This window comes from Streptomyces sp. NPDC052299, from assembly GCF_040679335.1.
Lineage (GTDB): Bacteria > Actinomycetota > Actinomycetes > Streptomycetales > Streptomycetaceae > Streptomyces.
Genome location: NZ_JBFAUP010000030.1, coordinates 17840 through 33190, shown reverse-complemented (window position 1 = coordinate 33190; position 15351 = coordinate 17840). Strand labels below are relative to the sequence as shown.

Genomic DNA, 15351 nt, shown 5'->3' with positions numbered 1-15351 from the left:
CTCGTCTACGGAAGGACGGCGCAGATGAGGGAGCAGAGTTGACTGGCAACACTGCCGGCGAGAACCCGGCCGAATACCGGACCCTGACCCTTGAGGCCTACGCGGACACCATCGTGCCCGGCGAGAAGCGCTGCCCGGAGGACCGGGCGGTGGCCGGTGCGGCGCCCGGAGGCGGGGCAGTCGCCGCGGGAGCCCTTGAGCTGATGCGGTGGGACGCCACCGGCATCTCGGACGGCCTCGACGAGCTGGCGGATCTGCTCAACGCCCACGCCCGGTCCTATGCGTCGGAAACCGGAGCGGAGCTCGACCCCTCGCTCCCACCCTTCGTGGCACTCGACTTCCCGCACCGGACGTCGTTGGTACAGCGACTGACGAGCCCCGGCCACCCGGAGAAGGAGTTCTGGGTGCTCCTCGCGCTCTTCTCCAATATGTCCTTCGACTCCGCCGCGCACCGCCACACCGCCGAGGCCCTCGCCGACGGCCACCCCGGCCTGACCGCGATGGGCATGACCCGACCCGACGCCGACGGCCTGTGGCGCTTCGTCAAACCGGGCTACGGGAGGGCACTGGCCCGTCTCCACCCCGACACCACGTCTTCTGGGAGCCCGGCATGAGCACCAGCACCGAAACCACCGACGTCCTGGTGATCGGCAGCGGATTCGGCGGGGCCATCACCGCCTACCACCTCGCTGCCGGCGGCGCCAAGGTCACCGTCCTGGAGCGCGGCCCTTGGCTGAAGACCGACGACTTCGAGCACGACTACAAACTCGGCTCCTCCTACACCCGAGCGTTCGACTTCGTCGTCGGCGACGGGATGAGCGTGTTGGGCGGCAACTGCGTCGGCGGCGGCAGCGTGGTCTACTTCGCGGCGATGCCGCGTGCCCCGCGCTTCGTCTTCGAGCGTCGAGGAAGCATCGGCCGGCGGATGTGGCCCAAGTCGGTCAGCCGCGACACACTCGACCCCTGGTACGACCGGGTGGCTGAATCCATCGCCATCAGCAAGCAGGACTGGAGCGACGTCAGCTACGCGGGCGGCCTGTGGGCAGCTGCGTGCAACCACTCCGGCCGCACCGCGAACCCGCTGCCCACCGCTGTCGACGGCACCAAGTGCGTCAACTGCAACTGGATGATGGCCGGCTGCCGCTTCGAGGCGAAACAATCGCTGCTGGTCAACTACCTGCCTGCGGCGATCGCCCACGGGGCCGAGATCCGCCCGCTGCACGAGGTCCAACAGATCGAGCGGACTTCGGACGGGAGCTACCGCGTCCACTACGACATCGTCGACGACGAGGACTACCGCATCCACACGGGCAACGGCACCATCGACGCGAAGATCGTCGTCATGGCGGCCGGGGCCGGCGCCACCCCCGTCATCCTGCAGCGCAGCGAGCCCTCCCTGGGAACGATGCCGCGCGCCGTGGGACGCTACTTCTCCGGCAACGGCGAGCGGCTCAACACAGCCGTCATCGACGAGGAGAAGGCCGCCGCGCTGCTCGGCCTCGACCGAGGCGACGGAATCGCTTACGCCGCGAACCACATCGGCAAGGGCCCCACCGTCGCCAACTGGGACCGCCTGGACGCCGCATTGCCCGAGTACTCCCGCTACTCACTGGAACAGCTGTACTTCCCGCCGGGCCTGGGGACCATCCTGGCCCAGGTGCCCGACGCCGTCGGGCCCACCTGGTTCGGTGCGCAGAAGAAGGAGATCCTCAAGCGCTGGTCCTCCTGGCTGACGATCTTCACCATGATCGAGGACAACAACGAGGGCGTCTTCGGGCCGCCGCCCGCCACTGGGAACGCCCACCGGATCTCGCAGCAGATGCTCGGCCGCGGAAACCTCAGATACGACCCGAGCCCCAGCACCATCGCCGCCTGGGCCCAATCCGATGCCGAGGTGAAGGAGATCCTGGAGAAGGACGGGCTCTCCAAGGTCATGCCCTGGACCAACGACGTCGTCGGTGCCTACACCGTGCACCCCCTCGCCTCGTGCCGGATGGGCGACGATCCGCACACGTCGGCCCTGGACGACCGCAACGAACTGCGCGGGCACCCCGGAATCTTCGTCACCGACGGATCGGCCGTTCCGGGCGCCTTGACCGTCAACCCGGCCATGACCATCGCCGCGCTCGCCGAACGCGCGATTCCCGGCATCGTCGACGCCGCACGGCGCCGGGGGGTGTCCGTCCGCTACGGCGCGCCTGCGCCCGACGGCTCCCGCAGCTCCCGCAATAGCGTCATCGCCAAGCTGCCGTCTCTGCTCGGGACCGAGTCCTGAAGGCCAAGAGCCCCTGCCGCGCAAGATCACATATCACCACCCACTCGGGCTGATGTGAAAGGTGAGCATGGTGAGTGACTACTTCGAGTACCGGCACACGGTCGGCTTCGAGGAGACCAATCTGGTCGGCAACGTCTACTACGTGAACTACCTTCGCTGGCAGGGGCGTTGCCGGGAGCTGTTCCTGAAGGAGGAGGCTCCGGCGGTACTGGCCGAGGTGCAGGACGATCTGAAACTGTTCACGCTCAAGGTCGACTGCGAGTTCTTCGCCGAGATAACGGCCTTCGACGAGCTGTCGATCCGGATGCGCCTGGCCGAGCTGGGGCAGACCCAGCTCGAATTCACCTTCGACTACCTCAAGGTGGACGCCGCCGACGGCACGACCTTGGTGGCCCGGGGCCGGCAGCGGATTGCCTGCATGCGCGGTCCGAACACGGCCACCGTGCCCTCGCCGATCCCCGAGGCGCTCGCGCGGGCCCTTGCCCCGTACGCCACCCGCATGGCCTCTCTGCCCGGCCGGGCGGCCTGAACCGGGCCTGCGCCTACGGGGCCAACAGGCCCATGTCCCGCGAGTTGCGGCAAGAGAGCCATCGCCGCGTAGCAGCGGCACGTCCGATACCTGGCACCCTCACTTATGGAGAGCACCCTCGTGGCTTCCCTGCAGGACACACTCAAGGACCTCGCCGCCGATGTCGAAGACGTCGTCGGCCTCGTGGCGGAGCTCGACGCCACGGCCTGGCAGACCCAGACCCCCGCTCCCGGCTGGACGATCGCGGACCAGGTCGCGCACCTGACCTTCATCTTCCGGTTGGCCAGGACGGCCGCCGAGAGCCCCGAGACGTTCCGGACCATCACCGCGGAAGCGGCGCGCGACTTCAACGGTGCCGTCAACGCCGCGCTCCAGCAGTACAACGGCATGGCACCGGCCGACCTGCTCACCACCTTCCAGACCGAGGCGGCGGCCTGCGTTCAGGCGCTGTCCGTCGTTCCCGAGAACCAGGTGGTGCCGTGGCTCGTCAATCCGTTGCCGCCTGCCATCCTGGCCTGCGCGGGCATCATGGAGCTCTTCGGCCACGGTCAGGACATCGCCGACGCGCTCGGTGTACGCCGGGTCCCCACGGACCGCCTGCGGCACCTGGCGGACTTCGCCTTTCTCACCCGTGACTTCGGTTATCAGTCCCGCGGCGAGACGCCCCCGGACGAGCCCTTCCGCTTCGAGCTGACCGCGCCCTCCGGTGAGATCTGGAGCATCGGCCCCGACGATGCGGCACAGACCGTCACGGGACCCGCTCACGACTTCTGTCTGCTGGTGACCCGTCGCAGGCATCGGGATGACCTCGCCCTGAGCGCGACGGGCCATCATGCGGAACACTGGCTCGACATCGCGCAGGCCTACCGTGGGCCGGCGGGTGAGGGAAGGAAGCCGGGGCAGTTCGCCGTACACGGCGAGTGATCAGAGGTCTGGATCACCCGCGCGGCAGGAGGTCCGGAGCCGCGATGGCCCGGCAGGCAGGTGGGAGGCCGACGATGAGGATGCCCGTGCGCGCAGTGGTCCGCCGCGGCAGCAAGCAGGTGCGGCATGTGCAGGTCGTGCCACCATCCCGAGCCAGTGGAACGGTGGCCGAGGTATATGCCCGGACCGAGCGGGAGTTCGGTGTTCTGGCGCCGCCGATGGCCCTGCACTCGCCCTCCCCGCCGGTGCTCGCCGCAGCCTGGATCATGCTCCGTGAGACCCTGCTGGTGGACGGGGTCACCCGCCGGGCCGCCCGTGAGGCGGTCGCTGTCGGTGTGTCACGGGCCAACACCTGTCCGTACTGTGTGGATGTCCACCAGGCGGCCCAGGAGGTGCTGTCACCCGACGACCACGACCCACTGGTCGAGTGGGCGCAGGAAGCCGGAAGGACGCACAGGGGACAGCCACCCGCTGCGCTTCCCTTCGTCGCCGATGAAGTTCCGGAACTGCTCGGTGTGGCCGTGGTGTTCCACTACCTCAACCGCATGGTCAGTATCTATCTCGCCGACTCACCCATGCCGCAGGTCACACCATCGGCTCTCCGGGGCCCGATCATGCGCACCGTAGCCCGAGTCATGCAGCCCCGCGGCCACGTCCCGTTGGTCCCCGGAGCCTCCCTCGACCTGCTGCCCGCGGCGCCACTGCCTCACGGGCTGGAGTGGGCCGAGCCCAACCCGGGCGTGGCAGAGGCGTTCGGCCGCGCCACAGCCGCGGTCGACGGGGCAGCCCGATGGCTGCCCGAGTCGGTACGTGAGCATGTGGCGGCGCGTCTCGCGGTGTGGGACGGCCATCCCATGGGGCCGAGCCGGGCCTGGCTCGGCGACATCCCGGCCGAGGTGCCGGAGGCGGACGTGGCCGCTGCGCGGCTGGCGCTGCTGACGGCGCTGGCTCCGTATCAGGTGACGGCCGCGGACGTAGCCGCGGTCCGGGAACAGTACCCCGCTGACCGGAGCCTGATTGAGCTCACGTCCTGGGCGGCCCTCGCTGCCGCCCTGACCGTAGGCCGCAACGTGGGAGCCCGTCTCGACCGCTGGAGCAGCTGAGCAGTGGGTAGCAGCCGTTCGGAGGCAACAGACCTTCTCGGTCCGTGCTTCACATCTCGCTCAGTGTTCTCTTCCAGCCAATCGTGGCCTTTGGCGTCGTCTCATTTGGCGGGTTGAGTAGTCTGCACGGTGTGGTGATGGCCGAGACCGAGCGCATGCCCGGATCAACCTCCACTCGGCGTCGCCGGCGCGGCGTCGTACATCCGGTGGCACCTCACCCATCGAGACGACGCCCGGCCCTGTTCGTCTGCCTGGCGTGGTGCGCGGCAAGAAGCACATCGTGGTATCCCAAGGAGCAGACCAATGAAGTTCATGATGTTCGTGTGCACCGACAGTGAGCCCGAGACGGGCGTGTCCGATGACTGCGGTCCTTGGGTCGCCGCCAACGACGCGAACGGCCGGCGTGTGCTGGGCAGTCCCCTGGTGTCCACCAAGGAGGCCCTGACCGTCCGCGTCCGCAACGGCGAGTTGCTCGTGACGGAAGGTCCATTCGCCGCTACCCAGGACGTCATCGTCGGCTTCGACATCCTTGAGTGCGCGGACAGCGACGAGGCCATCGAAGTGGCACGGGCCCACCCGCTGGCGCAGCTCGGGCGCCTGGAGCTGCGGCCGTTCGCCAGCCTCGAGGAACTGATCGCACGAGGGGATTCTTCTCAGTCGTAGAGGTGCCTCCCGCGTCCTGATCAACACGGCCGCACGTTGGTCAGGACGCGGTTCGGACCCTTCTTCCGCATGGCAGCCCTCACCCCATCGGGCGGTTGGCGGCAGAGGCCCCCGGTTCGGCAATCTGAGAGATGTCCCCACCGGGCCCTCCTGCCAAAGTCAGCGTCTGCGGCTTTCGTTTCGCGCCGATCAGGTACCCAGCAACGTCCCGGCTTCCGCCGTGCACGGTTCTGCCGTAGTGCCGGAGCCGCGGAGATCGGTGACACACGCCGCCGCCCGCTGTCGCGCACGAGGGAAGGGAACGAGGAGAATGGGTCAACTCGCAGGACGACGAGCCCTGGTGGTAGGCGCGAGCCGGGGGCTGGGGCGAGGCGTGGTCGAGGCGTTCCTCACCGCCGGGGCGGAGGTCGTGGCGCTCTCCCGCGACACTGCTCCTCTGGGCGAACTCGCCGCAGGACAGCCGCGGCTGCAGTGCGAGCAGGGCGACGCGGCCGACCCCGTGCTGGCCGGTCAGCTGCTCGACCGTCACCGACCGGACGTGCTCGCGATCCTTGCGGGTGCCTCGCCGCTGCTGCGCCCGATCGCACAGCAGACCTGGGAAACCTTCTCGACGCCGTGGGAGGTCGACGTCCGGATCGCCTTCACCTGGGTACGTGAGGCATTGGTACGGCCGCTTGAGCCGGGCAGCCAGGTGATCGTGACCAGCAGCGGAGCGGCCCTGCGCGGATCTCCCCTGAGCGGAGGCTATGCCGGCGCCAAGTCGACCGTGCGCTTCCTGACCGAATACGCGGCACAGGAGGCGGACCGGGAAGGTCTCGGGATCGACTTCGCGGCCGTGCTGCCGCAGCTGACTCCAGCCACCCCCTTCGGCCTCGCTGCGGCCGAGGCATACGCCCGCCGGACCGGAATCGGCGTCGAGGAGTTCATCAAGGGGATGGGGGACCCGATCCTCACCCCGGAGGTGGCAGGAGCCGCGTTCGTGAGCCTGGCCACCGGTGGGACGGAGCAGACGGGCTCGTATCTGCTGACCGGTACGGGTCTGCGCCTGCTCGGCTAGCGATCGTCGGACAGCGAGCTCCACGTGGAATTCGCTCGCGCTCCGCGCCGTGCCCCGGCCTGCTCGTCCTCCTTGCGCTATGTCCGCTCCCGCGCGATGAGCATCACCCCACGATCCTCAGCCTTCCGCTCCTACCAACGACCCCGAAGGGCAGGACCTGTCGTGACCGATTTGACCCTGGAGACCACCGCTCGGATAGCCGCTGCCGGCCAGAAGGCCGCTGAGCACATCGGCGTCGCGATGAACATCGCGATTGTCGACGCCGGCGGTCACCTGCTGCACTTCACGAGGATGGACGACGCCTGGCTCGGTTGCATCGACCTCGCTCTGAAGAAGGCGAAGACCTCAGTGCTGTTCCGCATGCCCAGCGCGACCCTGGGTGAGATCTCGCAGCCCGGCGGCCCGCTCTACAGCATCGATCACAGCAACGACGGCCTGATCACCTTCGGGGGCGGCCTCCCCCTCTCGGACGCGGACAACCGTACGATCGGCGCGGTCGGTGTGTCCGGCGGCACCGTGGAGCAGGACACGCATGTTGCCGAAGCGATGATCCAGGCCCTGTGACAGCGCGCCCCCTTCATACGTGTGCGGAGCCGACGGATGGTTGTCGGCTCCGCACACGTATGAAGGGGGCGAGTTCGCGGGCCCGGGATTCTGCGGGCTGGACCCGAGGCCGCGCGTCAATACACCTGGGGCGTGTTTCGAGAGCAGCGCCGTCCGCCCGCGAGGCGGACGGGCGGGACTTCGAAACACGCCCCGTGTGCGTCCCGGATCAGCCCGCGGCGAAGACCCGGCCCATGATCTCCGGGCTCATCAGAGCCTGCGGCGGGTCGATCATGCCGGCCGCACGCAGGAAGGCCTCGGACAGAGTGGGGTCGGCCGTGGCGGCGGCCTGCAGCTTGGGCATGTACCCGTTGCCCATCCGAACCTCAAGCGTGCGCAGACCCTGCACTCCGGGAAAGCCCAGGTCGGCGCCCGCGGCCATCATCCACGGCGCGTCGATCACCTGGGCCAGGTCCCGCTGGAACGCGGTGGGCTTGGGCGGCGACCCGACCTTCAGATGCTCGGCGAGCAGCGCAGCACCCAGCGCGGAGACCGTCATGCCCTGGGCGTAGACCGGATTGAACGTGCACGCCGCATCGCCCAGGACGACCAGGCCCTCAGGCAGGTCGGGCAGCAGTTCGTAGTGCCGGCGCACGCTGGCCGGGAAGTGGAAGGTGTGGGGCTTGCCCATCGGCACGGCGTTCTTGACCGCCTCGTAGATCTCCGGAACGGGCAGCGTCCGGGTGTACCGGAGGAAGCCCTCGAGGTCCGTCGGCGGCTTGTCGCCGAGGATCCCGTTGAGCGAGAGCGAGTACCGGTCCGGCATGCGGGCGAAGATCGCTCCACGCGGCATCGCCGGCGTGGCCACGGGAATCAGCGCGATGTCGTCGCCGAGCGGGTCGAAGGGCAGCGGCCCCTCGAAGTCGCACGTGGTGTACGTCAGATCCATGTCGACGCGCTCCTGCGGCACCTCCCCGAACCCGAGTTCCTCGAGCCACCGCGGGGTGCGGGAGCCGCGGCCCGTGGTGTCGACGACGAGGTCGGCCTCCAGGCTCCTCTCGGCGGACCCAGGCGTCTTCTCCTGAATCCGTACTCCGACGATCCGCTCCCGCCCGGCCGTGACCAGTCCGAGGATGTCGGTGCGCTCGACCAAGCTCACGCCGGGGAGCGCGGTGACGCGCTCGCGCAGGTGAGCCTCCAGCCGTGCACGACCGGCAGCGACGCAGACCAGACCGGTCTCCGTCCTCCGTATCATCTGCCCGTTGAAGTACCAGCTCAGGCTGGAACCGAAGTCACCGACCGGCACGCCGCACGCCATCAGCTCGCGCGTGATGCCCGGGAAGAGCTCCTCCATGACCTGCTGCCCACGGGCGAGCAGGGCGTGGATGTGGTGGCCCTGTGGGGTCGCGGAGCGCGGACCGTAGGCGCCGGTGAGGGTGTCCCGGTCGATCACGGTCACCTCGTGGTACGACTCGGAAAGGACGCGCGCGGCGAACAACCCCGCGATCCCCCCGCCCAGCACGACCGCGCGGTCGCCGATGTGTGCTGCCATGAGCTCATATCTCCTTGGGTGTGAACCAAACGGACCCGCTGTCATCCTCGGTCCACGCTAAAGCCCCGGCATGCCTTCGTACTTCTTCCGTAGTGCGAGGCTTCCACTTCGTGATTGCGCTGGTCAGCCAGGCACTTTCGGCGGTCTGCGCCGTCCGCCTAGCGTGACGGACGTCGGCCCCTTTCCGCTGGGCGCGGCAACTCTCTGTCATCGCCGTCATCGTCCTGCCGAAGGTCATGGAGCGTAGATGCAACCCTTCCGTATCAATATCCCCGAGACCGAGCTTGAGGATCTTCAGCGACGACTGGCCGCCACCCGATGGCCGGAGACGTCCCCCGGCATGGACTGGGAGCGGGGCGTGCCACTCGACTACCTCCGCGATCTGGTGTCCTACTGGCGGACCGAGTTCGACTGGCGCGCTGCAGAGGCCAGGCTCAACGAGTTCCCGCAGTTCCGTGTGGAGATCGCCGGCACGCCGATCCACTTCCTGCACGTGCGCTCGCCCGAGCCGGACGCGACACCGATGATCATGACGCATGGGTGGCCGGGGTCCTTCGTGGAATTCACCAATGTGATCGGGCCACTGACGGATCCCCGCGCACACGGCGGAGACCCTTCGCAGGCGTTCCACCTGGTGATCCCCAGCCTGCCCGGCTTCGGCTTCTCCAACCCCGTGGCCGACCGGGGCTGGAGCTTCTTCCGGACGGCAGGCGCCTGGGCCGAGCTGATGGGCCGCCTCGGCTACGACCGGTACGTCATTCAGGGCGCCGACCTGGGCACCTGGGTCGGAACGATCCAGGCCGGTCTCGATGCCGAGCACGTCGCCGGGCTGCATCTGAACTTCCTGATCACCCCGCCGAGCCCCGACCCCGCCGACCTCATCGGCCTCAGCGAGGTCGAGCTCGGCCGGCTCGGCCTGCTGTCGCTCTTCGCCGACGAGGGCTCGGGCTACATGAAGCTCCAGGCCACCCGGCCACAGACGCTGGCGTACAGCCTGACCGACTCTCCCGTAGGCCAACTGGCCTGGATCGTCGAGAAGTTCATGGAATGGACCGACGCGGAGAAGACACCCGAGGACGCGGTGGACCGCGATCAGCTGCTGACCAACGCCACGCTCTACTGGCTGACCCGCAGCGGAGCGTCGTCCGCGCACTTCTACTGCGACAACGCCCCGCTTCTGCCCACCGCGCCGAACCTGCCCCCGCCGCCCCCGGTGCTGCCGGTGCCACTGGGTGTCTCGGTCTTTCCCCGCGATGCCGCACAGCCGATCCGCCGCTTCGCCGAGCGGGGCTTTCCGAACATCGTGCAGTGGTCCGAGCACGATCGTGGCGGTCATTTCGCCGCGATGGAAGAGCCTGACCTGCTCACCGCCGACCTGCGGTCGTTCGCCGCGGCCGTGCGCGCCACGACGCCGGCACAGTCACAGTAGAGGAGAGCCGAAGTGCAGAGCACAGCCATACCCACTCGGGCCGAACTGGTCGAGCGCGCCAGGGGCTTGGTGCCGATGCTGCGCGAGCATGCTGCCCGCGCCGAGCACGAGGCTCGACTCGCGGACGAGGTGGTCGCCGCGCTGACCGAAGCCGGGATCTTCCGCATGCGGACCCCCGCGCGCTTCGGCGGCTACGAGTGCGACGCGGCCACGCTGATCGACGTGGGCATCGAACTCGGACGCGGCGACGGTTCCGTGGCCTTCGATGTCGCCGCGTGGTGGATCATGTCGTGGAACGTGGGCCTCTTCCCCGACGAGGTCCAGGACGTGGTCTTCGCCGACCCGGACGTGCGCATCTGCGGCACCCTCGCGCCGACGGCCACAGCCGAACCCACCACGGGCGGGCTCCGGGTCACCGGCACCTGGGCGTTCAACAGCGGCGCCGCGCACAGTTCCTGGAAGGTGTTCTCGGCCATCCTGCCCACCGACGACGGTGCGCTGCCGATCATGGGCCTCGTTCCGAGCGCCGAGCTCGACGCCGTCGAGGACTGGGACGTCTCCGGCCTGCGTGGCACCGGCAGCGTCACGCTGAGCGGGCAGGACGTCTTCGTCCCGGAGGGGCGCTACATCCCCATCCCCGCCCTGCTGCAGCAGCAGTACGCCTCGAAGCGCAATGCCGATTCGACGATGTACCGCGCGCCGGTGGTCGGCGCTGTCGGGGTCGCCACCTGCGGCAAGCTCATCGGTCTGGCCCGCGCGGCCCAGGAGGACTTCCTGGAACGGATCGCCAAGCGCCCCATAACCAACACGTCGTACGAGCGGCAGATCGACGCACCCGTCACCCACCTTCAGGTCGCCGAGGCGACGCTGAAGACCGACGAGGCCGAGCATCACGCCCGCAAGCTCGCCGCGATGGTGGACGGCAAGGCGGCCGCGGGTCAGGAGTGGACGCTTCAGGAACGCGCCTACGCACGCATGGCTGTCGGCAGGGTGTGCCAGCTCACCGCGGAGGCAGTGGACCTGCTCGCCGGCGCATCCGGCGCCGGCTCCATCTACGCCGACCAGCTCATCCAGCGCATCCGCCGGGACATCCAGGCCATCACCATCCACGCGCTCAACCTGCCCAGCACCAACCTCGAGCTCTACGGCCGGGTGCTGTGCGGGCTCGAGCCGAACACCTTCTTCGTCTGAGCGACCCGACAGGAGAACCATGACCACCGAAACAACAGCCGCGCCGGCCAACCCCGTTCGCCCTCAAGACGCAGCAGCGGCCCGCGGGCTCATCCAGCGCGTCGTCGCGGCCTGGCGCGCACAGGACGCCGAGGCGTTCTCGCTGGTCTACGCACCGGACGCCAGCGTGATTCTTCCCGGGGCGCTGCTCAAGGGCCGCACGGCCATTCGCGAGTACATGGCTGAAGCCTTCCGCGGCAAGTGGAAGGGCACCCACGTTCTCGGCGTGCCGAAGGAAATGCGCTACATCGGCGAGGACGGGAAGGTCGTGCTGCTTCTCTCGGAGGGAGGCGCGTATCTGCCCGACGCCACCGAGGTGCCGACCGAGCACGCCATCCGCGCCATGTGGTTCTTCGTCGAGCGCGACGGCGAGTGGCTGGTGGACTGCTACGCGAACACCCCGATGGACGGCGTGGTGCCGGTGCCGGGTACGGGCAGCTGACCAGGCCGGACGGCGACGAGGGGTGCCCGCGGGTACCCCTCGTTGTCGATCGGCCGAACCGAGAGGACGGAACGATGGAATACCGCTTCGTCGGCCGCAGTGGCCTGATGGTAAGTGAGATCGCCTACGGGAACTGGATCACCCACGGGTCGCAGATCGAGGCCGACGCCGCGCGCGCGTGTGTCCGCGCGGCGCTCGATGCCGGGATCACCACATTCGACACGGCGGACATGTACGCCGACACCCGTGCGGAGTCCGTGCTGGGCGAGGCCCTGCACGGCGAGCGTCGACAAGGCCTGGAGATCCTCACCAAGGTCTACTTCCCCACTGGCCCGGGCCGCAACGACCGCGGTCTGTCCCGCAAGCACGTGCTCGAGTCGATCGACGGCTCCCTGCGGCGGCTGCGGACGGACTACGTCGACATCTACCAGGCGCACCGTTTCGACAAGTTCACCCCGCTCGAGGAGACCATGGAGGCATTCGCCGACGTGGTCCGCGCGGGCAAGGCCCTCTACATCGGGGTCTCGGAGTGGACCGCGGAGCAGATCCACGCGGCCGCCGCTCTCGCCCGCGAGCTGCGCCTGCCGCTGATCTCCTCGCAGCCTCAGTACAACGCGATCTGGCGGGTCCCCGAGTCCGCGGTGATCCCGGCGGGGGACGAGGAGGGCCTTGGACTGTTCGCCTGGTCACCCATGGCGCAGGGCGTGCTCACCGGAAAGTACGTGCCCGGACAGCAGCGCCCCGCAGGTGCCCGAGGCGCCGACCCGGCCAACGACATGTTCATGGGGCATCTGCTCAAGGACGAGCTCCTGGAGCGGGTGATGCTGCTCAAGCCGCTGGCGGCGGAGGCCGGCCTCACCCTCGCCCAGCTGGCGATCGCCTGGGTGCTGCACAACCCGTCCGTGTCCGCGGCGATCGTGGGTGCCTCGCGCCCCGAACAGGTCGTCGAGAACGTCGCCGCGTCAGGCCAGAAGCTGGACGAGGAACTCGTGCGCAGGATCGACGAGGCCCTGGCGCCGGCGATCGTCAAGGACCCCGCCCTGACGGAGAGCTACGACCAGCGCCCGTAGCCGCTCCCGAGCATCACCGCCGCAGGTGGGCGATCCCGGGAACTTGCGCAAGCCCTGGGCGCTCCGTCGGGTGCCCGCTGGTGGGCGAACACCGATTTCACACATAGCCCGTCGGCGACTCCGAAGCTGGGTACCGCCGGCACCACTAGGTCCATTGGAGGAGACTCAATGGGTAAGTGCCCGATCGTCCTTGACCGTCTGGGCAAGGACATCCATGCCGAGGCACGCGCGCTGCGTGCGCAGGGGCCGGTGACGCGCGTCGAACTGCCGGGCGGCTACTTCGGCTGGTCGGTGACCGACTACGCGATCGCCAAGAAGATGCTTCTCGACCCGCGGTTCCCCAAGAACGCCAAGAAGTACTGGCCGCCGCTGGTCAACGGCGACGTGTCCATGGACTGGGAAATGATCACCTGGGTGATGATGGAGAACATCAACACCCGGGACGGAGAGGAGCACGATCGGCTCCGCAAACTGGTCTCCCACGCCTTCGCGCCCCGCCAGGTGGAAGCCACCCGTCCGCTCATCGAGAAGGTCATCGAGGAACTGCTCGACGACCTGGAAACCGCCGAGCCGGGTGAGGCGGTCGACCTCAAGGGACGGTTCACGTACGCCCTGCCCGCCTGGGTCATCTGCGACATGTTCGGGGTGCCGGTCGAGGCGCGCAAGCGGATGCTGCAGGGCGCGGTGGCCAACAGCAAGACGACCATCACGCCGGAGGAGGCGGAGGAGAACCTGCGCCAGTGGCACGAGGCCATGGCCGAGCTCGTCGCCACCAAGCGCGCAGAGCCCGGTGACGACCTCACCAGTCTGCTGATCCAGGCACGTGAGGAGGACGACGCCCTGACCGACGACGAACTCCTCGGCAGCCTCCACGTGCTGCTGGGGGCGGGGTCCGAGACGCTCGGCAACGTCATGGCACACGCGGTCGTCGACCTGCTGAGCCACCCCGACCAGCTGGAGCTGGTGACGAGCGGAAAGGCCGACTGGGCCACGGCATTTGCCGAGACCGTCCGCAAGGACGCCGCGGTCGCCCAGCTGCCCTTCCGGTACGCGGCCGAGGACGTCGAGATCGGCGGCGTGCGGATCGAGAAGGGCGACCTGGTGCTGATCGCCTTCGCGGGCGTCGGGCGCGACCCGAAGGTCCACGGCGACACCGCCGACGCCTTTGACATCCTGCGCGAGGACAAGACCAACCTGTCGTTCGGCTACGGACCACACGCGTGCCTCGGCCGGTCGCTGGCCACTCTTCAGGCGACACTCGCCCTTCCGGCTCTCTTCGAGCGCTTCCCCAACATGCGGCTCGCCACCGCGCCTGAGGACATCCCGCCGCAGGGCACGTTCATCATGAACGGCTACGCAACCCTCCCGGTCGTCCTTCACTGACGCGTGCTGCTGCCGGCCCCCAGTGGCCGGCAGCACCAGAGGTACGGCCTACGCGCAAGGACGGGTGGGCCGGACCGCACCGCCGGACCCGAATGGCCACGCCAAACGTGAGTGTCCCGCCCAGCAGGTTCGTGGGCGGGACACTCACGTTCGCGCGCGCGGATCATCAGCGAGCTCGTGGCCGTCACCGGACGCGCCGGCCCCGCACCGAGGAAGACCAGGTCGGGGAGGCCGAGCGTCGAATCCCGCTGACGATCCGAGGTCAGGCAAGCGCCTGAAGAGCCTTCGTGCACTCCTCGCGAAGATATTCGATGGCGTTCAGATGCCGGGGAGCCCAGCCCATCTGACGCCGAGTCCGTTCTGAACTCACGGTATGGTCCATCACGTACAGCTCGACGATGTCCGCGATCTCCTCCGGGGGGTTGTCGGTCGACAACCAGCACACCGACTTCCCATCACCCGTCGCCGCGGCGAGTTCGTCGACCAGGATGGTTTCGGCAACCCCATTCCACGCGGTGCCCGGCTGGGCCTTCTCCGCCACCAACAGATAGAGCTCGGCGAGGTCGGCAACGTGCACGGCCGGCCAGCGGATGCCCCGCCGTTCGAAGTAGAGTCCCGCACCCAGTTTGACGGTCACCGGCAGCAGCTGGTCCGGGACGACACCGCCGTTGTTGCCGTAGATCAGTCCGGGCCGGACCAGGATGCCGCCGCCCTGGCGCACCGCGTGTTCGACCGGGCCACGCCAGGCCACGCAGTCGGGTGGCTGGGGAACCGTGTCCTCGAAGGTTTCGCCAGGGCCGAGCACGTCGCCACCAGAGGTGTGGATGAGCCGGGTGCCGGAGGCGAGGATCGCCTCGACGCCCTCGCGCTCCAGGGGCCCCTCGATCCGGCCTGCGTGAATGACCAGGTCAAAACCCTCGGAAGCGCTGCGCAACGAGGCGGGGTCCGTCAGATCCCCAGGTACCGCGGTGTAGCGCGGGTCGACCGGTCGGCCACCGGGGCGCTGCAGGGCGGCGACGCGGTACCCGGCATCGGCGAACGACCGCGCGACGTACTGGCCGAGATATCCGGTGGAGCCTATGACCAGGACTCGCTTCGTGCCGGTCGGCGTTGGCGTATCAGACACTGATGAACTCCGTTCCGAGCGATGT

Annotated in this window: 15 protein-coding genes; 13 read left to right on the top strand and 2 right to left on the bottom strand. The window is 68.8% G+C overall.

What is annotated here, in order from left to right; translation table 11 throughout:
• Positions 1-38 precede the first annotated feature (38 nt).
• The 8 genes from AB0L33_RS32990 (at position 39) to AB0L33_RS32955 (ending at position 7115) form a co-directional block, all read left to right on the top strand.
• Entirely contained in the window at positions 39-614 is a 576-nt protein-coding gene (locus AB0L33_RS32990) for a DUF5987 family protein (protein ID WP_365687270.1), read from the top strand.
• Positions 611-2275 carry a GMC family oxidoreductase gene (locus AB0L33_RS32985; RefSeq protein ID WP_365687269.1) on the top strand — a complete coding sequence of 555 codons (1665 nt, stop codon included), beginning with the start codon at positions 611-613 and terminating at the stop codon, positions 2273-2275. The genes AB0L33_RS32990 and AB0L33_RS32985 overlap by 4 nt, the downstream gene beginning before the upstream one ends.
• 67 nt (positions 2276-2342) lie before the next feature.
• Positions 2343-2804, top strand: a complete 462-nt coding sequence (locus AB0L33_RS32980) for an acyl-CoA thioesterase (RefSeq protein ID WP_365687268.1) — start codon at positions 2343-2345, stop codon at positions 2802-2804.
• A 120-nt stretch (positions 2805-2924) separates the two neighbouring features.
• On the top strand, positions 2925-3728 hold the full coding sequence (locus tag AB0L33_RS32975; protein WP_365687267.1) for a TIGR03084 family metal-binding protein: 804 nt from the start codon (positions 2925-2927) through the stop codon (positions 3726-3728).
• Positions 3729-3892: 164 nt separating this feature from the next.
• Positions 3893-4831, top strand: coding sequence for a carboxymuconolactone decarboxylase family protein (locus AB0L33_RS32970; protein ID WP_365687266.1), 939 nt, complete (start codon positions 3893-3895; stop codon positions 4829-4831).
• Between the two features lie 303 nt (positions 4832-5134).
• Complete coding sequence (locus AB0L33_RS32965; RefSeq protein ID WP_164627311.1) at positions 5135-5494, top strand: YciI family protein; 360 nt, start codon at positions 5135-5137, stop codon at positions 5492-5494.
• A 310-nt stretch (positions 5495-5804) separates the two neighbouring features.
• Positions 5805-6551, top strand: coding sequence for an SDR family oxidoreductase (locus AB0L33_RS32960; protein WP_365687265.1), 747 nt, complete (start codon positions 5805-5807; stop codon positions 6549-6551).
• 162 nt (positions 6552-6713) lie between these two features.
• Positions 6714-7115 carry a heme-binding protein gene (locus tag AB0L33_RS32955; RefSeq protein WP_365687264.1) on the top strand — a complete coding sequence of 134 codons (402 nt, stop codon included), beginning with the start codon at positions 6714-6716 and terminating at the stop codon, positions 7113-7115.
• Between the two features lie 208 nt (positions 7116-7323).
• Here AB0L33_RS32955 and AB0L33_RS32950 read toward each other — a convergent pair whose 3' ends face one another.
• Positions 7324-8646 (bottom strand): NAD(P)-binding protein, encoded by a 1323-nt coding sequence (locus AB0L33_RS32950; protein WP_365687263.1) that lies wholly within the window; start codon positions 8644-8646, stop codon positions 7324-7326.
• A 247-nt stretch (positions 8647-8893) separates the two neighbouring features.
• Between AB0L33_RS32950 and AB0L33_RS32945 the strand changes: the two genes are divergently transcribed.
• From AB0L33_RS32945 to AB0L33_RS32925, 5 genes are all read left to right on the top strand, one after another.
• Positions 8894-10075, top strand: a complete 1182-nt coding sequence (locus AB0L33_RS32945) for an epoxide hydrolase family protein (protein WP_365687262.1) — start codon at positions 8894-8896, stop codon at positions 10073-10075.
• Between the two features lie 12 nt (positions 10076-10087).
• The gene (locus tag AB0L33_RS32940) at positions 10088-11266 is read left to right on the top strand and encodes an acyl-CoA dehydrogenase family protein (protein WP_365687261.1); all 1179 of its coding nucleotides are present in this window, start codon (positions 10088-10090) and stop codon (positions 11264-11266) included.
• Positions 11267-11285: 19 nt separating this feature from the next.
• Positions 11286-11747 carry an SgcJ/EcaC family oxidoreductase gene (locus tag AB0L33_RS32935; protein ID WP_365687260.1) on the top strand — a complete coding sequence of 154 codons (462 nt, stop codon included), beginning with the start codon at positions 11286-11288 and terminating at the stop codon, positions 11745-11747.
• 74 nt (positions 11748-11821) lie between these two features.
• Entirely contained in the window at positions 11822-12817 is a 996-nt protein-coding gene (locus AB0L33_RS32930) for an aldo/keto reductase family protein (protein ID WP_365687259.1), read from the top strand.
• A gap of 168 nt (positions 12818-12985) precedes the next feature.
• Positions 12986-14200, top strand: a complete 1215-nt coding sequence (locus AB0L33_RS32925; protein WP_365687256.1) for a cytochrome P450 — start codon at positions 12986-12988, stop codon at positions 14198-14200.
• Positions 14201-14462: 262 nt separating this feature from the next.
• On the opposite strand, the gene AB0L33_RS32920 is transcribed toward AB0L33_RS32925, so the two are convergent.
• Positions 14463-15326: an NAD-dependent epimerase/dehydratase family protein gene (locus AB0L33_RS32920; RefSeq protein WP_365687254.1), complete on the bottom strand. Its 864-nt coding sequence runs from the start codon at positions 15324-15326 to the stop codon at positions 14463-14465.
• Positions 15327-15351: the final 25 nt, after the last annotated feature.